The organism is Mycobacterium sp. 3-98 (assembly GCF_035918355.1).
GTDB classification, from domain to species: Bacteria; Actinomycetota; Actinomycetes; order Mycobacteriales; family Mycobacteriaceae; genus Mycobacterium; species Mycobacterium intracellulare.
In genome coordinates this window covers 488,644-509,609 of record NZ_CP142360.1, presented here as the reverse complement: position 1 = coordinate 509,609, position 20,966 = coordinate 488,644, and the positions used below count along the sequence as shown (strand labels likewise).

Below are 20,966 nucleotides of genomic sequence, written 5' to 3'. Positions count from 1 at the left end.
ACGCTGGCGTTTATACGGGTCCAGAGACGATCGCTCGAAAGGTTTTCATGACCGCCGACACTGTGCATGACGTGATCATTATTGGTTCGGGTCCTGCTGGGTATACCGCGGCGTTGTATGCGGCGCGGGCGCAGTTGGCGCCGGTGGTGTTTGAGGGGACGTCGTTTGGTGGGGCGTTGATGACGACCACCGAGGTGGAGAATTATCCGGGTTTTCGTGACGGGATCATGGGTCCGGAGTTGATGGATCAGATGCGTGAGCAGGCGTTGCGGTTTGGTGCTGATCTGCGCATGGAAGACGTCGAATCGGTGTCGCTGGAGGGCGCGGTGAAGTCGGTGACCACCAGCGAGGGGGACACCGTTCGGGGGCGGGCGGTGATTTTGGCGATGGGCGCGGCGGCCCGCTATTTGGGGGTGCCCGGTGAGCAGGAGTTGCTAGGTCGTGGGGTGAGCTCGTGTGCGACCTGTGATGGGTTCTTTTTCAAGGATCAAGACATCGCGGTGATCGGTGGTGGGGATTCGGCGATGGAAGAGGCCACGTTTTTGACCCGCTTTGCCCGCAGTGTGACGTTGGTGCATCGCCGTGAGGAGTTCCGGGCCTCGCGGATCATGCTGGAGCGGGCCCGGGCCAACGACAAGATCACGTTTGTGACGAATAAGGCGGTCGAGGCGGTCGAGGGTGCCGAGACGGTGACGGGGTTGCGGTTGCGTGACACGGTGAGCGGTGCGGAGTCGACGTTGGCGGTGAGCGGGGTGTTCGTGGCGATCGGGCATGACCCGCGTTCGGAGTTGGTGCGCGAGGTGCTCGACACCGACGCGGATGGGTATGTGTTGGTGCGTGGCCGCACCACCAGTACCTCGATCGAGGGGGTGTTCGCCGCCGGTGATCTGGTGGATCGCACCTACCGCCAAGCCGTCACCGCCGCCGGCAGCGGCTGTTCGGCCGCCATCGACGCCGAACGCTGGCTCGCCGACCACGAAGAGTCCAGCGCCGCCGCCCAGGGCGACGCAACCGAATTTCCGGGCAGTACCGACACATTGATTGGAGCACCACAATGACCGATGCCGAAAAGGCCGGGGCCACAATAGAAGTCTCGGACGCATCATTTTCAACCGAGGTGCTGTCCAGCAATAAGCCTGTGCTAGTGGACTTTTGGGCCACATGGTGCGGACCCTGCAAAATGGTGGCGCCGGTCCTCGAGGAGATCGCCGGCGAGCGCAGCGATCACCTCACCGTCGCCAAGCTCGACGTGGACGCCAACCCCGAAACCGCCCAGAACTTCCAGGTCGTCTCCATCCCCACCATGATCTTGTTCAAGGACGGCCAACCGGTGAAGCGGATCGTCGGCGCCAAGGGCAAGGCCGCGCTGCTGCGCGAGCTTTCTGACGCGGTCCCCGGCCTCAGCTGATCGTTTCGATCGTCGCACCACGCCCCGGCGCATAGCCTGGGGTTTTCTGGAATTCGCGAACCGTCTGCGACAATACGGTTAGCTGTTGCCCATCTATGAGCGTGTCAGTTTGTCCCGGAGGGCCCTTGGTATGTCGAGTCCGCGCCGCGAATACGGCGACGCGCTGCGCTGTGGTGACCGCAGCGCCGCTGTGACCGAGATCCGGGCCACCCTCGCCTCATTGGGGATGCTGGACGGCTCCGACGACGAGGATCTCACTACCGGCCGGCACGTGGCCCTGGAACTCTTCGACGCCGAACTTGACCAGGCAGTTCGCGCTTTCCAACAGCATCGCGGCCTGCTCGTGGACGGCATTGTCGGCGAGGCCACCTACCGCGCGCTCAAGGAGGCGTCCTACCGACTGGGCGCGCGCACGTTGTATCACCAATTCGGCGCCCCCCTCTTCGGTGACGACGTCGCCACGCTGCAGGCACGGCTGCAGGATCTCGGTTTTTACACCGGCCTGGTCGACGGCTATTTCGGGTTGCAGACACACAACGCTTTGATGTCGTATCAGCGCGAGTACGGGCTGTCGGCCGACGGTATCTGCGGCCCGGAAACGTTGCGCTCCTTGTACTTTCTGAGTTCACGGGTCACCGGCGGGTCGCCCCACGCGCTTCGCGAAGAAGAACTGGTGCGCCGTTCGGGTCCCAAGCTGTCGGGCAAGCGCATCATCATCGATCCGGGCCGCGGCGGTGCGGATCACGGCCTGATCGTGCACGGTGCGTCCGGTCCGGTCAGCGAAGCGGATGTGTTGTGGGACTTGGCGAGTCGACTTGAGGGCCGAATGACCGCCATCGGGATGGAGACCTTTCTGTCCCGTCCGGTCAACAGCAGCCCCTCGGACGCCGAGCGTGCGGCCACCGCCAACAATGTCGGCGCCGACCTGATGATCAGCCTGCGCTGCGAAAGTCAGCTCAGCGCCGCGGCCAACGGGGTGGCGTCCTTTCACTTCGGCAACTCCCATGGCTCGGTGTCCACCATCGGCCGCAACCTGGCCGACTTCATTCAGCGAGAAGTGGTGGCACGCACGGGTTTACGGGATTGCCGCACGCACGGCCGGACGTGGGATCTGCTGCGTCTGACCCGCATGCCGACGGTCCAGGTCGACATCGGATACATCACCAACCCGCGCGACCGCGCCATGCTGGTCTCTACCCAGACCCGCGATGCCATCGCCGAGGGAATCCTCGCCGCGGTCAAGCGGCTCTACCTGCTGGGCAAGAACGACCGGCCCACGGGCACATTCACTTTCGCCGAGCTACTGGCCCACGAATTGTCGGTGGAGCGCACCAGCCAGCTGGGCGGTTCGTAGCCCCTCAACCACCCAGGGTGGTTCCCAACGCATTCCCCGCCGTGGAGCCGGCCCCGACCGGCTGCTCCAGATGCGCGCTTTCCAGCAGACGTTCGAGGGCCGCCTCGACTTCGGCCTTCCATCCCAGGCCCTTGTCGAGCTCGAGCCGCAGTCGCGGGAAATACGTATGTGGCGCCACCACAACGAATCCCGCGTCTTTCAAGAATTCCGCGTCCATCACACAGCGCTCTACCGAGCAATCGCCGACGGCCTCCAACACCGCCCGCACATCGGGACCCACCAGTCGCGGATCCTGTAATTCCGACGCCGCCGGGGTGCGGCCGAACGCCTCGAGCGCCCGTACGCCGCGTCGCACCAACTCATCGATGACCCGGGCGATCAAGCCGTGCGGCAGGTCGTCGGCGGCGGGGCCGGGTTCGATGCCCATCGACGTCAGCATCACCGCGTCCGCGGACACCGGGCCGGTCGGAAATCGTTGCGCCCGCGGCACCGCCCGCGGCGGCGCGTAGAACACATAGCCCAGGCACGGCGGCTCGGCCTGGCTTCGCTCGTCGGGGATCGCGGTCGCCACCTGACCGCACGAGCCCCACTCCAGCATGACCATGGACAGCCACGCTTCTTTTTCGAATTCGGGGTCGGTGAGGTGATCCTGGTTGCCGAGGGTCGCCGGATCGACTTCCCAGAACACGCACCGGCGCGCGTGCTTGGGAAGCTGCTCGAAGGCCTCGAGCCGCAGCGGCATGATTCGAGCGGACACTAGCCTCCTGCTCCTGTGCGGTACGGCAGCCATCTGCACCGACAACCCCTCCAGGATAGGAGAGGTGGTCGTGATCGGGCCAGCTTTAGCCCGGCCACATGCGTCGGGGCGCCCGAACCGCCGCAATAACGCGGTCGCGGGCGGTCGGTCATCGAAAGTCGTTGCTACCCATGCTGTTTCGCCAAACCGCGGCATCGGGGCGCGGAAATTTCTCGCCGCGTCGGCCCCAGTGTCACAGTGACGTAATTACACCGTGTCCTAGCTCAGGCCTTCGGCGGGGACATGACCTCGATGATTCGCTGTAGGTCGTCCACCGACCCGAACTCGACGACGATCTTGCCCTTGCGTTTGCCCAGGCTGACCGTCACTCGGGTATCGAAGGCGGTCGAGAGCCGGTCGGCGACATCTTGCAGGCCGGGCATCTGGATCGGCTTGCGCCGCGGGGGCGTCGGCGCGGTCGCGCCGGACCGGTTGGCCAGCGTGACCGCCTCCTCCGTGGCCCGCACCGACAATCCCTCCGCGACGATGCGGGTGGCCAGTTCCTCTTGGGCCTCGGGACCGGCCTCCAGGGACAGCAGTGCGCGGGCATGACCGGCGGACAGGACCCCGGCGGCCACGCGCCGCTGCACCGCGATCGGCAGCTTGAGCAACCGGATCATGTTGGTGATCAACGGCCGCGACCGCCCGATGCGGGCCGCCAGTTCATCGTGGGTGACCCCGAACTCGTCGAGCAGCTGCTGGTAGGCGGCCGCCTCTTCCAAGGGGTTCAGCTGCACGCGGTGGATGTTTTCCAACAGGGCGTCGCGCAGCAGATCGTCGTCGCCGGTCTCGCGCACGATCGCGGGGATGGTCGCCAGCCCGGCCTCCTGGGCCGCCCGCCAGCGCCGCTCCCCCATCACGATCTGGTAGTGCGCACCGCTGGCCGAATCCTTGACGGCCCGCACCACGATCGGCTGCAAGAGCCCGAACTCGCGGATGGAGTGCACCAGCTCCGCCAGCGCTTCCTCGTCGAAGACCTGACGGGGCTGACGGGGGTTGCGCTCGATATCGGCCGGCGCGATCTCGCGGTAGACCGCCCCCATGGAAGCGGTGGCCGACGCGTCCTGCGGCGGCGGTCCGCCGATCAAGACGTCGGCGGCCGCGTCCCCCATCCGGGGGCCGAGGGTCGCCGGACCGGAATCACCTTCCGCGGGACCGGTCGGAATTAGCGAAGCCAGGCCCCGGCCGAGGCCACCCTTTTTGCGTAACGGCTGCGTCATGGTCGTCCCTTCACGGATGGTGGTCAATCGCGCTCGGCGAGTTCGCGGCTCGCGTCGAGGTAGCTCATCGCCCCGCGGGAACCGGGGTCGTAATCGATGATGGTCATGCTGTAGCCCGGCGCCTCGGAAACCTTCACGCTGCGCGGAATCACCGTCCGCAGCACCTTGGCCCCGAAGTAGCGGCGCACCTCCTCGGCGACCTGGTCCGCCAGCTTGGTGCGGCCGTCGTACATGGTCAGCACCACGGTGCTCACCTCGAGCTTCGGGTTGAGGTGGGCCTTGACCATCTCGATGTTGCGCATCAGCTGCGAGACGCCCTCGAGGGCGTAGTACTCGCACTGGATCGGGATCATGACTTCCGGTGCCGCGACGAGCGCGTTGATGGTCAGCAGGCCGAGCGACGGCGGGCAATCGATGAAGACGCAATCGAAGTCGAGGCTGTCGAGGTCGGCCAAAGCGGTACGCAACCGATTCTCGCGCGCAACCATGCTCACCAGTTCGATCTCGGCGCCCGCCAGGTCGATTGTCGCGGGGATGCAGAACAGCCGGTCGTTGTGCGGGCTCTGCCGCAGGGCATCGTGGACGGAGACCTCACCCAACAACACCTCGTACGACGACGGCGTCCCCGACTTCCGGTCGGTGATGCCCAGCGCCGTGCTCGCGTTGCCCTGGGGGTCGAGGTCGATGACGAGGGTCTTGAGGCCTTGGAGCGCGAGGGCGGCGGCGAGGTTGACCGCCGTGGTCGTCTTGCCCACGCCGCCCTTCTGGTTCGCGACGGTGAAGACGCGGCGGCGGGCCGGCCGGCGCAGCGGCGGATACGTCGTGTGCAGGACCCGCATCGCCCGTTCGGCGGCCGCGCCGATCGGGGTGTCGTATTCGGCGCTTGTTTCACGTGAAACATTCGGCTGTGCGGCCGGTGCGGCCGCCGGCTCGGCTGGGGGCGCCGGCGTAGGAGCCGCCTGCGGGGCGGCCTCGGCTGGCTGTGCCGTCACCGGCCTGTCTTCTGGAAAAGTCATCGCGTTCGGGCCTTCCCGGTCCGTGCCGACTTGCGGTGCGGCGGCTGCCCGCGTCGCGCTGAAACTACAATTGCGGGGGGACGCAAATAGTTCGCGCCACATGTCACCACCCTGACATCAGCGGCGCCCGATGCTGCCATCACACGCCGGAATTGTTCAACTTCCTCGGACGCCCGCTCCCCCTTGATGGCCAGCATCCGACCGCCTGGGCGTAGCAACGGCATGCTCCACTTCGTCAGTTTGTCCAACGCCGCAACCGCTCGTGATACCGCCGCATCCCTCGACCCGAACCGGTCACGCACCCCCGGCTCTTCCGCGCGGCCGCGGACCACCTCGACGGCTAACCCTAGTTCGTCGACAACCTCGTTGAGAAATTCGCTGCGTCGCAGGAGCGGTTCGAGCAACACGACCTCGAGATCGGGCCGTGCGATCGCCAGCGGTATCCCGGGCAAGCCCGCCCCACTGCCGATGTCGATGACGCGCTCGCCCGCGCCGAGGAGTTCGGCGACCGCGGCGCTGTTCAATATGTGGCGGTCCCAGATCCGGTCGACTTCCCGCGGCCCCAGCAGCCCGCGCTCCACGCCCGCACCCGCAAGGAGCGTGGCGTACCGTTGCGCGATTCCGACGCGCTCGCCGAAGGCGTCGACCGCGGAATCCGGGGCGGCGCCGCTGCCCGGGTGCGAGCCCGCGCGTTCCCCCGCGGCTTCGGCCGGGCCGCCATGTTTCACGTGAAACATCCTCGAGTTGGCGCGTGCACTTTCAACCTTCGGCCACCCTCCGCACCAGACGAACTACACCGCTGTAACTCTGGGCGTCAGTCGTGCAGCACGACCACGCGGCGCGACGGTTCGACGCCCTCGCTCTCGCTGTGGACTCCGGGAACCGCCGCGACGGCGTCGTGCACGATCTTCCGTTCGAAAGGTGTCATCGGTGCCAGCTCTTCGCGCTCCCCCGACTCGAGCACCCGCCGCGCCACCTTGTCGCCCAGCGCCGCCAACTCTTCGCGCCGGCGCCGGCGCCAACTCGCGATGTCGAGCATCAACCGACTCCGCACGCCGGTCTTCTGGTGCACCGCCAACCGGGTGAGCTCCTGCAGCGCGTCGAGCACCTCGCCGCCGCGGCCGACCAACTTGTTCAAGTCGTCGCCGCCATCGATGCTCACCACGGCCCGGCTCCCCTCGACGTCCAGGTCGATGTCGCCGTCGAAGTCCAAGAGGTCCAACAACTCCTCGAGGTAGTCGCCGGCGATCTCGCCCTCGGCGACCAACCGCTCCTCCAGGTCGTCGCCCTCCTCGGCGTCACCCTGGACGGTGTCCTCGGCCGCCGCTTGGGTCTCGAGGTCCGTGTCCACGTCGCGCTCGGTGGTGTCGGCGTCTGTCATGTCTTTCTCTCCCTCATCCATGGGTCTGAGCCCGGTTGGGGCCGCCCTGCCCAGGGTCGCCCCGGTAGCTTGTCCGCCGTATCAGCGTTTGCGTTTCTTCGGTCGCGCGCCCGGCCGCGGGGTGCGATTGCTCGGAGTGTCGGTGGCTTCGGGCGCCTGCCCGTCGGCGTCATCGGACTCCGCCTCCGCCGAACCGGACCCCTCGGTATCCCCACCGGCCTTCGCCGAACCGTTCCCGCCCGGCGCTGCCGCCTTCGGTGTGCGCTTCGGCTTCGCTCCGGGAGCCGGCGCGTTGGCCGCCCGGCGCGCGATCGCTTCCTGCTTCTTGGCTTCGTCTTCTTTTTCGATCATCCCGAAGACGTAGTGCTGCTGCCCGAAGGTCCAGATGTTGTTGGCGAACCAGTACAGGATGATCGCCAGCGGAAGGAACGGCCCACCGACCACCACGCCGAGCGGAAACACATACAGCGCAAGCTTGTTCATCATCGCGGTCTGCGGGTTGGCCGCCGCCTCCGGGCTCTGCCTCGCCACCGACGCCCGACTGTTGAAGTACGTCGCCACCCCGGCCAGGATCATCACCGGCAGCCCCACGGCGATCACGGCCGGCCGGCTGAAAACGGTGAACGCGTCCAGGCCCGTGCGCTGCGTCATGAACGCGCCGATCGGTGCGCCGAACAAGTTGGCGTCCAGGAAATGCGCGACGTCCGTCGGGGTGAAGACGTAGTTTCCGGTGAGCCGGTTCTCGGCCACCGACAGGTGCGGCTGCCCGAACCCACCGGTGGTTCGGTTGAACGAGCGCAACACGTGATACAGACCGATGAACACCGGGATCTGCGCCAGCATTGGCAGGCAGCCGAGAATCGGGTTGAAGCCGTGTTCGCGCTGCAGCTTCTGCATCTCGAGCGCCATGCGCTGCCGGTCCTTGCCGTACTTCTTCTGCAGCGCCTTGATCTGCGGTTGCAACTCCTGCATCTGGCGCGTGGTCCGGATCTGTCGCACGAAGGGCTTGTAGAGCAACGCGCGCAGGCTGAAGACCAAGAACATCACCGACAGCGCCCAGGCGAAGAAGTTCGACGGCCCCAGCATGGAGGCGAACAACTTGTACCAAACCCACATGATCCACGACACCGGGTAGTAGACGAAGTCGAGGCTGAAAACGTCAAACGACAAAAGACTCACTCTCCCCTCGCGTCGCTCGGACCACCCGAGCGTCGCTGGCGTCTTGGCAATCCCCTTGGCAGCCGGGGCGATCCGGTATCGGATCCCATCCGCCCTCGTGCCATGGTCCGCACTTGGCGAGCCTGACCGCAGCCAACCAGCTCCCCCGGATCAACCCGTACTCGTTCAGCGCATCGACCGCGTACTGGCTGCAGGTCGGAACGAAGCGACAGGTCGCCGGGCGCAGCGGCGACACCATATGCCGATAGAGCTGGATGAGGAAAATCAATCCCCGCGCCACGGACCGTCCAACGGTGTGGGTCAACGCACCCACCGCAGAGCGTCCGGTCACGGTGCGATCCCCGTCGCCGGCATCCGTCGCAAACACCGCCGCAGTTCCTGTTCCAACCGGGCCGACGACGCGGTCCGGCTACTGGGCAGCGCCCGGATCACCAGCCGGTCGGAATCCTGAAGGTCACCGAGAATCGTGCGGGCCACATGTCGCAGCCGGCGGGCGACCCGGTGACGTTCCACCGCCGACCCGACGGGCTTGCCGACAACGAGTCCGACGTGGGGCGCCGTCGCGTCGCCGCCGTCGGTTTCGCGCCGGAAGTGCACGACAATGTCGGGCTGTGCCATGCGGATCCCGTGCTTCACCGTCGCGTCAAACTCAATTGACCGCGTCATGCGGTTGCGTGCGGGAAGCACCGCCGAAAGACCTGACCCGCGATCAGGCAGATAGCGCGCGGCGGCCCTTGCGACGCCGACCGGACACGATCGCGCGTCCGGCACGAGTGCGCATCCGCAAGCGGAAGCCATGCACGCGGGCTCGGCGCCGGTTATTCGGCTGGAAGGTCCGCTTGCCCTTGGCCACGACGTTCTCCTCGTTGTTTGCCATCCGGCCGATCAGACGGTTCGCTTCGGGCTCGTCTGCGGTCCGACCGGAGGTGGTCTTGCTGCTGCTGGCCGGCGCGGTCCCCGGGTGGTTCCGGGTCGCAGCCGTATCGCCGACTTTCGGGCGACTGTTTGAGGGTACTGACGAGCCCTCGCCTGGTCAAACCTGGCCTGCCGCAACGCCGCCGCGCGGACCCGGCGAAAGATTTTCCGTTCCGGTCACACTCGGCTCCGGGGTGACTACGATAACGACCCGAACCAAGGCCCCACTCACCCTAAACGACCCGATTGGAATGCAGCGGAACGGTTGGCAGCCGCACGGAAAACTGTTAGCTTCTGCCAAAGTCGTTTTAGACTGAAGCAGCGCTCGACAACGAAGCGAGGATGGTGGATCGACTAGCTGCCTAGACAACCTTTGTGGGTTTTCTTCCAGCGCGGAGATCGCGAGCCGTCGCCGGTAGGTTGTGGCTTGCAGACGACCACCCTGTCCACACCTGTGTATAACTATGTGGACAGCCGTTTCGTCGCCAAGCGTGAGTTGTACTTCGACCCGGGACGTTCGAGAACCAGGGAGATGCGTCGTTGACCGATGACCCCGGTTCAGGCTTCACGACAGTGTGGAATGCGGTCGTTTCCGAGCTCAACGGTGACCCGACCGCGGACGGCGTAGCCGCCAACCGCACCACCCTGGTCACTCCCCTCACCCCGCAGCAACGGGCGTGGCTGAATTTGGTCCGGCCGCTGACGATCGTCGAGGGATTTGCCCTGCTGTCCGTTCCGAGCAGCTTCGTGCAAAACGAGATCGAACGGCATCTGCGGGCCCCGATCACCGATGCGCTCAGCCGCCGGCTCGGACAACAGATCCAGCTGGGAGTCCGCATCGCTCCCCCACCCGACGATGTCGAGGACGCCCTGATCCCGCCGGCGGAGCCGTTCCCGGGATCCGACGGTTCGATTCCCGGCGACGACGCCGCGCTCGACACCGACGAGCCGTTCGAAAACGGCGAGGCCGTCGACGGCGCCCAGCCGGGCTGGCCGAATTACTTCACCGAGCGGCCGCACGCCATCGACCCCGCCGTCGCCGCCGGCACGAGCCTCAACCGCCGCTACACATTCGACACGTTCGTCATCGGCGCCTCCAACCGGTTCGCCCATGCCGCGGCCCTGGCGATCGCCGAGGCCCCGGCCCGCGCGTACAACCCCCTGTTCATCTGGGGCGAATCCGGTCTCGGCAAGACCCACTTGCTGCACGCCGCCGGCAATTACGCGCAGCGCCTGTTCCCGGGGATGCGGGTCAAGTACGTCTCCACCGAGGAATTCACCAACGACTTCATCAACTCGCTGCGCGACGACCGCAAGGTGGCCTTCAAGCGCAGCTATCGCGATGTCGACGTGCTGCTCGTCGATGACATTCAGTTCATCGAGGGCAAGGAAGGTATCCAGGAAGAGTTCTTCCACACCTTCAACACGCTGCACAACGCCAACAAGCAGATCGTCATCTCCTCGGACCGGCCGCCCAAGCAGCTCGCCACCCTGGAAGACCGGCTGCGAACACGGTTCGAATGGGGTCTGATCACCGACGTGCAGCCCCCGGAGCTGGAAACCCGGATCGCCATCCTGCGCAAGAAAGCCCAGATGGAGCGGCTCGCGGTCCCCGACGACGTCCTCGAACTCATCGCCAGCAGCATCGAGCGCAACATCCGCGAGCTCGAGGGCGCCCTGATCCGGGTGACCGCCTTCGCCTCGCTGAACAAGACCCCGATCGACAAGGCGCTGGCCGAAATCGTGCTCCGCGATTTGATCGCCGACGCCAGCACCATGCAGATCAGTGCGGCCACCATCATGGCCGCCACCGCCGAATACTTCGACACCACCGTGGAAGAACTCCGCGGCCCGGGCAAGACGCGGGCGCTCGCCCAGTCACGCCAGATCGCGATGTACCTGTGCCGTGAGCTCACCGATCTGTCGCTGCCCAAGATCGGGCAGGCCTTCGGCCGCGACCACACCACGGTCATGTACGCGCAACGCAAGATCCTGTCCGAAATGGCCGAGCGGCGTGAGGTTTTTGATCACGTCAAGGAGCTCACCACCCGCATCCGGCAGCGCTCCAAGCGCTGAATCCCCGGTTTCGGCGCCCCTGCGCGCAAATTTTTCGAGAAACTTCTCGCGCGTCCGTCACATCCGCAACACCCAGGGCATGTGCGCAGCCCTGTGCACACAGCATTCAAACTGCGGTGCAGTACCGGGCGTTCCGTGCACACTTGTCGTTCGTCCCCACCGGACCAACACCTGACTCACAGGCGCCACCGCGACGATCCACATCCCGATCGTCGCGCTAGCTGGGCCGGGGCGACGCTGTCCCCAGAATGCACAGGCCTTAATACTGTTACTGAGATCTCTACATCGGTTCTTCTTGGAAATACAGGCCTGGGGACGTTCGGTGCACACCCCTCGCCGAGTCCGTCGTCAGATCGTTTTGTCGGCCTTCGCGATTAGCTTTCAAGATGGCCCCGGAGGATCTACGGTTGTTCTTCGACTGCCGTTACGGTCGTCGTCGGCGCGTTGCGTCGCCGGCGCTCGTGGCGGAGCCCCGTGCTAGCGGGGGGAGGCTAGCCACAATGGATTCGAAAACGCTGAAGGTGAAGGGACGCTATGGACGTGGCGACGACAACGGCTGGCCTCAGCGACTTGAAGTTTCGTTTGGTGCGGGAGTCTTTCGCCGACGCGGTGTCGTGGGTGGCGAAGAACCTGCCGTCCAGACCCGCGGTGCCGGTGCTATCCGGCGTGCTGCTGTCCGGGACCGATGACGGCCTGACGATCTCCGGATTCGATTACGAGGTATCCGCGGAAGCTCAGGTCGCAGCCGAAATCGCTTCTCCCGGAAGCGTTTTGGTCTCCGGACGGCTCTTGTCAGACATCGTTCGGGCGTTGCCGAACAAGCCGATCGACTTCTACGTCGACGGCAACCGGGTGGCGCTGAACTGCGGAAATGCCAGGTTCTCGTTGCCGACGATGGCGGTCGAGGATTACCCGACACTGCCGGCCCTCCCGGACGAGACCGGGACGCTGCCCGCCGATCTGTTCGCCGAGGCGATCAGCCAGGTGGCCATCGCGGCCGGGCGGGACGACACGTTGCCCATGTTGACCGGGATCCGGGTTGAGATTTCGGGCGACACGGTGGTGCTGGCCGCCACCGACAGGTTCCGGTTGGCGGTTCGCGAGCTGACCTGGTCGGCGGCCTCGCCAGACATCGAAGCCGCGGTCCTGGTGCCGGCCAAGACGCTGGCCGAAGCCGCCCGGGCCGGCACCGACGGCGCTGAGGTTCGGTTGTCGTTGGGCGCGGGTGCCGGCGTTGGAAAGGACGGGTTGCTCGGCATCAGCGGGAACGGCAAGCGCAGCACCACGCGCCTGCTTGATGCGGAATTCCCGAAGTTCCGCCAGCTGCTGCCGGCCGAGCACACCGCCGTCGCGACGATCGATGTGGCGGAGTTGACCGAGGCCATCAAGTTGGTCGCGCTGGTCGCCGACCGCGGGGCGCAGGTGCGGATGGAATTCAGCGATGGATTGCTGCGGCTGTCCGCGGGGGCCGACGACGTCGGCCGGGCCGAAGAAGACCTGGCGATCGATTTCGCCGGCGAACCGCTGACCATCGCCTTCAATCCGACCTACTTGACCGACGGACTGGGTTCGGTGCATTCCGAGCGGGTGTCGTTTGGTTTCACGACTCCGGGCAAGCCAGCGTTGCTGCGCCCGGCGCTGGACGACGACAGCCACCCGACCGGGCCGGGACCGTTCAGCGCCCTGCCGACCGATTACGTCTACCTGTTGATGCCTGTCCGGTTGCCTGGCTAGGTGTACGTCCGGCATTTAGGACTGCGCGACTTCCGGTCCTGGGCACACGCCGACCTCGAATTGCAACCCGGTCGGACGGTCTTCATCGGTTCCAACGGATTCGGGAAGACGAATCTCCTTGAGGCGCTGTGGTATTCGAGCACTCTGGGTTCACACCGGGTGGGAACTGACGCGCCGTTGATCCGGGCCGGTGCCGCCCGGGCGGTCGTTTCCACGATCGTGGTCAACGACGGCAGGGAATGCGCCGTCGATCTGGAAATCGCCGCGGGGCGGGCGAACAAGGCGCGGCTGAATCGCTCACCGGTGCGCAGCACCCGCGAGGTCATCGGCGTCTTGCGCGCGGTGTTGTTCGCCCCCGAGGACTTGGCGCTGGTGCGCGGCGACCCGTCGGAGCGACGCCGCTACCTCGACGACCTGGCAACGCTGCGTCGGCCGGCCGTGGCGGCGGTGCGTGCCGACTACGAGAAAGTGCTGCGGCAGCGGACCGCGCTGTTGAAATCCCTGTCTGGCGCGCGGTACCGGGGCGATCACAGTGCGCTGGACACGCTCGAGGTTTGGGACAGTCGCCTGGCCGAACACGGGGCCGAATTGATGTCCGCCCGTATCGATTTGGTGAACCAGCTGACGCCCGAGGTGGAGAAGGCTTATCAACTGCTGGCTCCGGGATCACGTGCCGCGTCGATCAGCTACCGTTCCAGCCTGGGCGCCGACGCCGCGGCGGACATCGCTGGCGGGGACCGCGAATTCCTCGAGGCCGCTCTGTTGGCCGCGTTGGCGGAGCGCCGCGGTGCGGAGTTGGAGCGCGGCATGTGTTTGGTCGGTCCGCACCGGGACGACCTGGAGCTGTGGCTCGGCGATCAGCCGGCGAAAGGCTTTGCCAGCCATGGGGAATCGTGGTCGTTCGCGTTGGCGCTGCGACTCGCCGCCTACGAGCTGTTGCGCGCCGACGAAAGCGACCCCGTGTTGTTGCTCGACGATGTCTTTGCCGAGCTCGACTCGACCCGGCGCCGCGCCCTGGCAACCGTGGCCGAATCGGCCGAGCAGGTGCTGGTCACCGCCGCGGTTGTCGAGGACATCCCGGCGGGCTGGGACGTTCGACGGGTCTACGTCGACCTGCATGACGGCGACTCGGGCCGGGTATCGGAGATGCGCGCATGACCGGCACGGGCGCGGGTCCAGGTCCCGGCCCCGGCGGGCCGTCGGGCGAGCTGAGCGGGATCGACTTGGTCAGGCGCACCCTCGAGGAGGCCCGGGCGGCGGCGCGCGCGCAGGGGAAGGACGCCGGCCGCGGCCGCGCGGTGTCGTCTTCCCCGCGCCGGGTGGCGGGCCAGCGGCGAAGCTGGTCGGGGCCCGGGCCGGACGGGCGCGACCCGCAACCGCTGGGCAGATTGGCGCGCGACTTGGCGAAAAAGCGGGGCTGGTCCGCGCAAGTCGCCGAGGGCACCGTGCTGGGCAACTGGACATCGGTGGTCGGCCACCAGATCGCCGACCACGCCGTCCCGACCGCCCTCAAGGACGGCGTGCTGAGCGTCTCCGCGGAATCGACGGCATGGGCCACGCAGTTGCGGATGATTCAGGCGCAGCTGTTGGCGAAGATCGCCGCCGCGGTCGGCAACGGGGTGGTGACGTCGCTGAAGATCACCGGGCCGGCCGCGCCGTCGTGGCGCAAGGGGCCGCGCCACATCGCCGGGAGAGGCCCGCGCGACACCTACGGTTAGCGCCATTCGGGGCGCCGCCCGATCCCCGGGCAGACGTTTATCCACAGGCCGCTCAAATCGGCCAGAATCCCGTAGACACCCTTGATGCACGTCGGGACGCGGCCAGAATAAAGAAATCGTCCGCACGGCGCGGTTAGCTGGGTAGAAACGCGGCTAGAAAATCGGTGCGGACGGGGGATCACGCTAGACTAGCCGCATGCGACTGTTGCGGTGATGAGGAACCGCCCGCATGAAACCCCAAGGAGAGCATTCCGACCGTGGCTGCCCAGAAGAAGAAGGCGCAAGACGATTACGGCGCTTCAGCGATCACCGTGCTCGAAGGCCTCGAAGCCGTCCGCAAACGCCCCGGCATGTACATCGGGTCCACCGGCGAGCGTGGTCTGCACCACCTCATCTGGGAGGTGGTCGACAACTCCGTCGACGAGGCGATGGCCGGCTATGCCAACAAGGTCGACGTGCGGATACTCGACGACGGCAGCGTCGAGGTCGCCGACAACGGGCGCGGCATCCCGGTCGCGATGCACGCGACCGGCGCCCCCACCGTCGACGTCGTCATGACCCAACTTCACGCCGGCGGCAAGTTCGGCGGTGAGAACAGCGGTTACAACGTCAGCGGTGGCCTGCACGGCGTGGGCGTCTCGGTGGTCAACGCGCTGTCGACCCGGCTCGAGGTGGACATCGCCCGCGATGGCTACGAATGGTCGCAGTTCTACGACCACGCCGTACCCGGAACGCTCAAACAGGGTGAGGCCACCAAGCGGACGGGCACCACGATCAGGTTCTGGGCCGACCCCGACATCTTCGAGACCACCGAGTACGACTTCGAGACGGTGGCGCGCCGGCTGCAGGAAATGGCGTTCCTCAACAAGGGGTTGACCATCAACCTCACCGACGAGCGGGTGAGCAACGAGGAGGTCGTCGACGAGGTCGTCAGCGATACCGCCGACGCACCCAAGTCGGCCCAGGAAAAGGCGGCGGAATCGACTGCGCCACATAAGGTTAAGCACCGCACCTTCCACTACCCCGGCGGTCTGGTCGACTTCGTCAAGCACATCAACCGCACCAAGAGCCCGATCCAGCAGAGCATCATCGACTTCGACGGCAAAGGTCCCGGCCACGAGGTCGAGATCGCGATGCAGTGGAACGGCGGCTACTCGGAATCCGTGCACACCTTCGCCAACACCATCAACACCCACGAGGGCGGCACCCACGAAGAGGGCTTCCGCAGCGCGCTGACGTCGGTGGTGAACAAGTACGCCAAAGACAAGAAGTTGCTGAAAGACAAGGACCCGAACCTCACCGGCGACGACATTCGCGAAGGCCTGGCCGCGGTGATCTCGGTCAAGGTCAGCGAACCGCAGTTCGAGGGTCAGACCAAGACCAAGCTGGGCAACACCGAAGTGAAGTCGTTCGTGCAGAAGGTCTGCAACGAACAGCTCACCCACTGGTTCGAGGCCAACCCCGCGGACGCCAAGGTGGTGGTCAACAAGGCGGTGTCGTCGGCGCAGGCCCGGATCGCCGCGCGCAAGGCGCGAGAGTTGGTGCGTCGCAAGAGCGCCACCGATCTGGGCGGGCTGCCCGGCAAGCTCGCCGACTGCCGCTCGACGGATCCGCGCAAGTCGGAACTGTATGTGGTGGAGGGTGATTCGGCCGGCGGCTCGGCGAAGAGCGGCCGCGACTCGATGTTCCAGGCCATCCTGCCGCTGCGCGGCAAGATCATCAACGTCGAGAAGGCCCGCATCGACCGGGTGTTGAAGAACACCGAGGTGCAGGCCATCATCACCGCCCTGGGCACCGGCATCCACGACGAGTTCGACATCACCAAGCTGCGCTATCACAAGATCGTGCTGATGGCCGACGCCGACGTCGACGGCCAGCACATCTCGACGCTCTTGTTGACTCTGCTCTTCCGTTTCATGCGGCCCCTGATCGAAAACGGGCACGTGTTCTTGGCGCAACCGCCGCTGTACAAGCTGAAGTGGCAGCGCAGCGACCCCGAATTCGCCTACTCCGACCGCGAGCGCGACGGCTTGTTGGAAGCAGGGCAGAAGGCCGGCAAGAAGATCAACAAGGACGACGGCATTCAGCGCTACAAGGGCCTCGGTGAGATGGATGCGAAGGAATTGTGGGAAACCACAATGGATCCCACCGTCCGGGTGTTGCGCCAAGTCACGCTGGACGACGCCGCGGCCGCCGACGAGCTGTTCTCGATCCTGATGGGCGAGGACGTCGACGCGCGCCGCAGCTTTATCACCCGTAACGCCAAGGACGTTCGCTTCTTAGATGTCTAAGACGGCTGAGCGATGCAGACCTGCCACCGTTGACCGACCAACGAGGAATACATGACTGACACCACGCTGCCGCCAGGTGACGACTCCGTCGACCGGATCCAGCCGGTTGACATTCAGCAGGAGATGCAGCGCAGCTACATCGATTACGCGATGAGCGTGATCGTCGGCCGCGCGCTGCCCGAGGTGCGCGACGGCCTCAAGCCGGTGCACCGCCGGGTGCTCTATGCGATGTATGACTCCGGCTTCCGGCCGGACCGCAGCCACGCGAAGTCGGCGCGGTCGGTCGCCGAGACGATGGGTAACTACCACCCGCACGGCGACGCCTCGATCTACGACACCCTGGTGCGGATGGCGCAGCCGTGGTCGCTGCGCTATCCCTTGGTCGACGGGCAGGGCAACTTCGGTTCGCCCGGCAACGACCCGCCGGCGGCCATGAGGTATTGCGTCACGGCGGATGCATTGGTGCGGTTGCCGTTCGGGCAATCCGTGCGGATCGACGACGTCGTCCCGGGCGCGAAGCCGAATACGGACAACGTGACCGACCTGAAAGTTCTCGATCGGCACGGTAACCCGGTTCTGGCGGACCGCTTGTTCCATTCGGGCGACCATCAGACCTACACCGTGCGCACCGCCGAAGGCTACGAGGTCACCGGCACCGCAAACCACCCGTTGCTGTGCCTAGTCGACGTCGGTGGCGTACCGACCCTGTTATGGAGGCTGATCGAAGAGATCCGGCCCGACGACTGCGTCGTGATGCAGCGCACTCCCCCAACGGAACTCGGTCCCGCCGACTGGGAGCCGACGATGGAGGCCTTGCTGCTCGGGGCATTTATCAGTGAAGGCTTCGTATCCGAGGCGCGCGCCGGTTTCAACAACCTCGATCGCGACTTCTTCAACACGGTGGTCACCGCGTATGACGCGGTCGTGGGCGGCACCCGTTACGTGTCCGAACGGACGATTGCGTCGGGATCGTTGCTGTACGAGCTCGATATCCACAATGTCAACGCCCTGCGGGGTAGCCGTCTTTGGGATGTCGTCGGACAGCGTTCAGCCGACAAGGCTGTACCGGAATGGCTTTGGCAGGCGCCGGCCTGCGTCAAGCGCGCATTCCTGCAGGCGCTGTTCGAAGGCGACGGGTCGTGCTCCGTCCTGCCCCGCAACACGATTCAGATCTCGTACTCGACGCGCAGCGAGCGGCTGGCGAAAGACGTCCAGCAGATGCTGCTCGAGTTCGGCGTCGTTTCGCACCGCTACCGGCACGCCGTCGGGGAGCACAAGGTCGTCATCACCAACCGTGCACAGGCCGAACTGTTCGCCGCGCAAATCGGTTTCGGCGGTGCGAAACAAGCCAAGCTGACCAGGATTCTGGGCGCGATGCCGCCGTGTGCCGGAATGGACGGCGACCACGTTCCCGGCTTGGGACGGTTCGTCCGCCGACACTCCGGCAGCCGCTGGGTCGACAAGGACTGGCTGAACCGCCACAACGTCGACCGCATCCAGCGGTGGCGCACACGGGGCGCGGAGATCCTTTCGCACATCGCCGACCCGGATGTCCGCGCAATCGCAACGGAACTCACCGACGGACGCTTCTATTACGCGAAGGTCGCCTCTGTCACCGAGGCCGGCGTCCAACCGGTGTACAGCCTTCGCGTCGACACCGAGGACCATGCGTTCCTCACCAACGGTTTCGTCAGCCACAACACCGAGGCGCGGCTGACCCCGCTCGCGATGGAGATGCTGCGCGAAATCGACGAGGAGACAGTCGATTTCATCCCCAACTACGACGGACGGGTCCAGGAGCCCACCGTCCTGCCCAGCCGGTTCCCGAACCTGCTCGCCAACGGTTCCGGCGGCATCGCGGTCGGGATGGCGACCAACATCCCGCCGCACAACCTGCGCGAGCTGGCCGAGGCCGTCTACTGGTGCCTGGACAATCACGAGGCCGACGAAGAGGCCACCCTCACCGCGGTCTGCGAGCGGGTCAAGGGCCCCGACTTCCCCACCCACGGCCTGATCGTCGGGTCACAGGGCATCCACGACGCGTACACCACCGGACGCGGCTCGATCCGGATGCGCGGAGTCGTTGAGGTGGAAGAGGATTCACGTGGACGCACCTCGCTGGTCATCACCGAGCTGCCGTACCAGGTGAACCACGACAACTTCATCACCTCGATCGCCGAGCAGGTCCGCGACGGCAAACTCGCCGGCATCTCCAACATCGAGGACCAGTCCAGCGACCGGGTCGGCTTGCGCATCGTCGTGGAGATCAAGCGCGACGCCGTCGCCAAAGTGGTGCTGAACAACCTCTACAAGCACACCCAGCTGCAGACCAGCTTCGGCGCGAACATGCTGTCGATCGTCGACGGGGTGCCGCGCACGCTGCGCCTCGACCAGATGATTCGCCACTACGTGGCGCATCAACTCGACGTCATCGTGCGGCGCACCACCTACCGGTTGCGCAAGGCCAACGAGCGTGCGCACATCTTGCGCGGTCTGGTCAAAGCGCTCGACGCGCTGGACGAGGTCATCGCCTTGATCCGCGCGTCGGAGACCGTGGACATCGCACGGGCCGGGCTGATCGAGCTGCTGGATATCGACGAAATCCAGGCGCAGGCGATCCTGGACATGCAGCTACGCCGCCTGGCCGCCCTGGAGCGCCAGCGCATCATCGACGACCTGGCCAAGATCGAGGCCGAGATCGCCGACCTCGAGGACATCCTGGCCAAGCCCGAGCGGCAGCGCCGGATCGTGCACGACGAGCTGTCCGAGATCGTCGACAAACACGGCGACGAGCGGCGCACCCGGATCATCGCCGCCGATGGGGACGTGAACGACGAGGACTTGATCGCTCGCGAGGACGTCGTCGTCACCATCACCGAGACCGGCTACGCCAAGCGCACCAAAACCGACCTGTACCGCAGCCAGAAACGCGGCGGCAAGGGCGTCCAGGGCGCCGGGCTCAAGCAGGACGACATCGTGCGGCACTTCTTCGTGTGCTCGACGCACGACTGGATCCTGTTCTTCACCACGCAGGGCCGGGTCTACCGCGCCAAGGCCTACGAACTGCCGGAGGCGTCCCGCACCGCGCGCGGTCAGCACGTCGCCAACCTGCTGGCGTTCCAGCCCGAGGAGCGGATCGCCCAGGTCATCCAGATCCGCGGCTATGAGGATGCGCCGTACCTGGTGCTGGCCACCCGCAACGGCCTGGTGAAGAAGACCAAGCTGACCGACTTCGATTCCAACCGGTCGGGTGGAATCGTGGCGATCAACCTGCGCGACAACGACGAGCTGGTCGGCGCGGTGTTGTGCTCCTCCGACGAGGACCTGCTGCTGGTATCGGCCAACGGCCAGTCCATCAGGTTCTCGGCGACCGACGAAGCGCTGCGCCCGATGGGGCGCGCCACCTCCGGCGTGCAGGGCATGCGCTTCAACGCCGACGATTATCTGTTGTCGCTCAACGTCGTTCGTGAGGGCACCTACCTGCTGGTGGCGACCTCCGGCGGGTACGCCAAGCGCACCGCGATCGAGGAGTACCCGGTGCAGGGCCGCGGCGGCAAGGGCGTCTTGACGGTGATGTATGACCGGCGGCGTGGCCGGCTGGTCGGCGCGTTGATCGTCGACGAGGACAGCGAGCTGTACGCGATCACCTCGGGAGGCGGCGTCATCCGGACCGCGGCCGGCCAGGTCCGCAAGGCGGGACGGCAGACCAAGGGTGTGCGGCTGATGAACCTGGGCGAGGAAAACACCCTGTTGGCCATCGCCCGCAATGCCGAAGCGAACGCGGACGAAGCCGTCGAGGAGGTCGAGGGCGCCGAGTCGGAGAGCTAGTCGGTGTAAAGCCACTAGACTCAGCCCGATGACGATGCGGGCCGCGGCGC

The 20,966-nt window shown here is 66.0% G+C and carries 18 protein-coding genes; 9 read left to right on the top strand and 9 right to left on the bottom strand.

The features are described 5' to 3' along the window. Positions 1 to 47: 47 nt before the first annotated feature. From trxB to QGN30_RS02575, 3 genes are all read left to right on the top strand, one after another. On the top strand, positions 48 to 1,058 hold the full coding sequence (gene trxB / locus QGN30_RS02585) for a thioredoxin-disulfide reductase (protein ID WP_014386142.1): 1,011 nt from the start codon (positions 48 to 50) through the stop codon (positions 1,056 to 1,058). After that, complete coding sequence (gene trxA, locus QGN30_RS02580; RefSeq protein WP_008262471.1) at positions 1,055 to 1,408, top strand: thioredoxin; 354 nt, start codon at positions 1,055 to 1,057, stop codon at positions 1,406 to 1,408. The genes trxB and trxA overlap by 4 nt, the downstream gene beginning before the upstream one ends. 130 nt (positions 1,409 to 1,538) lie before the next feature. After that, positions 1,539 to 2,762 carry an N-acetylmuramoyl-L-alanine amidase gene (locus QGN30_RS02575; RefSeq protein WP_008262474.1) on the top strand — a complete coding sequence of 408 codons (1,224 nt, stop codon included), beginning with the start codon at positions 1,539 to 1,541 and terminating at the stop codon, positions 2,760 to 2,762. A gap of 4 nt (positions 2,763 to 2,766) precedes the next feature. Here the strand turns inward: QGN30_RS02575 and QGN30_RS02570 are convergent, their stop codons facing one another. The 9 genes from QGN30_RS02570 to rpmH all read right to left on the bottom strand — a co-directional run bounded on the left by QGN30_RS02570 (position 2,767) and on the right by rpmH (position 9,207). After that, complete coding sequence (locus QGN30_RS02570; protein ID WP_014381551.1) at positions 2,767 to 3,519, bottom strand: hypothetical protein; 753 nt, start codon at positions 3,517 to 3,519, stop codon at positions 2,767 to 2,769. 263 nt (positions 3,520 to 3,782) lie between these two features. Further along, positions 3,783 to 4,778, bottom strand: coding sequence for a ParB/RepB/Spo0J family partition protein (locus QGN30_RS02565; RefSeq protein WP_041785343.1), 996 nt, complete (start codon positions 4,776 to 4,778; stop codon positions 3,783 to 3,785). Positions 4,779 to 4,801: 23 nt separating this feature from the next. Then, positions 4,802 to 5,794 (bottom strand): ParA family protein, encoded by a 993-nt coding sequence (locus tag QGN30_RS02560; RefSeq protein ID WP_263645948.1) that lies wholly within the window; start codon positions 5,792 to 5,794, stop codon positions 4,802 to 4,804. After that, a complete protein-coding gene (gene rsmG / locus QGN30_RS02555) occupies positions 5,791 to 6,531 on the bottom strand; it encodes a 16S rRNA (guanine(527)-N(7))-methyltransferase RsmG (protein ID WP_248923291.1) in 741 nt (246 codons plus the stop codon). Before rsmG ends, QGN30_RS02560 begins: the two co-directional genes overlap by 4 nt. Positions 6,532 to 6,608: 77 nt before the next feature. Then, positions 6,609 to 7,175 (bottom strand): Jag family protein, encoded by a 567-nt coding sequence (locus QGN30_RS02550; RefSeq protein ID WP_009952226.1) that lies wholly within the window; start codon positions 7,173 to 7,175, stop codon positions 6,609 to 6,611. An 81-nt stretch (positions 7,176 to 7,256) separates the two neighbouring features. Continuing rightward, positions 7,257 to 8,354: a membrane protein insertase YidC gene (gene yidC, locus QGN30_RS02545; protein ID WP_014381554.1), complete on the bottom strand. Its 1,098-nt coding sequence runs from the start codon at positions 8,352 to 8,354 to the stop codon at positions 7,257 to 7,259. Then, positions 8,335 to 8,685, bottom strand: a complete 351-nt coding sequence (yidD, locus tag QGN30_RS02540) for a membrane protein insertion efficiency factor YidD (RefSeq protein ID WP_009952229.1) — start codon at positions 8,683 to 8,685, stop codon at positions 8,335 to 8,337. The genes yidC and yidD overlap by 20 nt, the downstream gene beginning before the upstream one ends. Beyond that, the gene (gene rnpA, locus QGN30_RS02535; protein WP_026071092.1) at positions 8,682 to 9,041 is read right to left on the bottom strand and encodes a ribonuclease P protein component; all 360 of its coding nucleotides are present in this window, start codon (positions 9,039 to 9,041) and stop codon (positions 8,682 to 8,684) included. The genes yidD and rnpA overlap by 4 nt, the downstream gene beginning before the upstream one ends. Before the next feature lie 22 nt (positions 9,042 to 9,063). Next, entirely contained in the window at positions 9,064 to 9,207 is a 144-nt protein-coding gene (gene rpmH / locus QGN30_RS02530) for a 50S ribosomal protein L34 (protein WP_003874369.1), read from the bottom strand. A gap of 602 nt (positions 9,208 to 9,809) precedes the next feature. On the opposite strand from rpmH, the gene dnaA reads away from it, so the two are divergent. From dnaA to gyrA, 6 genes are all read left to right on the top strand, one after another. Then, the gene (dnaA, locus tag QGN30_RS02525) at positions 9,810 to 11,345 is read left to right on the top strand and encodes a chromosomal replication initiator protein DnaA (protein WP_009952232.1); all 1,536 of its coding nucleotides are present in this window, start codon (positions 9,810 to 9,812) and stop codon (positions 11,343 to 11,345) included. A gap of 534 nt (positions 11,346 to 11,879) precedes the next feature. Beyond that, positions 11,880 to 13,079, top strand: coding sequence for a DNA polymerase III subunit beta (gene dnaN, locus QGN30_RS02520; protein ID WP_038534613.1), 1,200 nt, complete (start codon positions 11,880 to 11,882; stop codon positions 13,077 to 13,079). Beyond that, entirely contained in the window at positions 13,080 to 14,237 is a 1,158-nt protein-coding gene (recF, locus tag QGN30_RS02515) for a DNA replication/repair protein RecF (RefSeq protein WP_038534615.1), read from the top strand. Beyond that, positions 14,234 to 14,797, top strand: coding sequence for a DUF721 family protein (locus tag QGN30_RS02510; RefSeq protein WP_014940902.1), 564 nt, complete (start codon positions 14,234 to 14,236; stop codon positions 14,795 to 14,797). Before recF ends, QGN30_RS02510 begins: the two co-directional genes overlap by 4 nt. Positions 14,798 to 15,054: 257 nt before the next feature. After that, complete coding sequence (gyrB, locus tag QGN30_RS02505; protein ID WP_009954877.1) at positions 15,055 to 17,088, top strand: DNA topoisomerase (ATP-hydrolyzing) subunit B; 2,034 nt, start codon at positions 15,055 to 15,057, stop codon at positions 17,086 to 17,088. A 51-nt stretch (positions 17,089 to 17,139) separates the two neighbouring features. After that, the gene (gyrA, locus tag QGN30_RS02500; RefSeq protein WP_248923292.1) at positions 17,140 to 20,916 is read left to right on the top strand and encodes an intein-containing DNA gyrase subunit A; all 3,777 of its coding nucleotides are present in this window, start codon (positions 17,140 to 17,142) and stop codon (positions 20,914 to 20,916) included. The last annotated feature ends 50 nt before the right edge of the window (positions 20,917 to 20,966 follow it).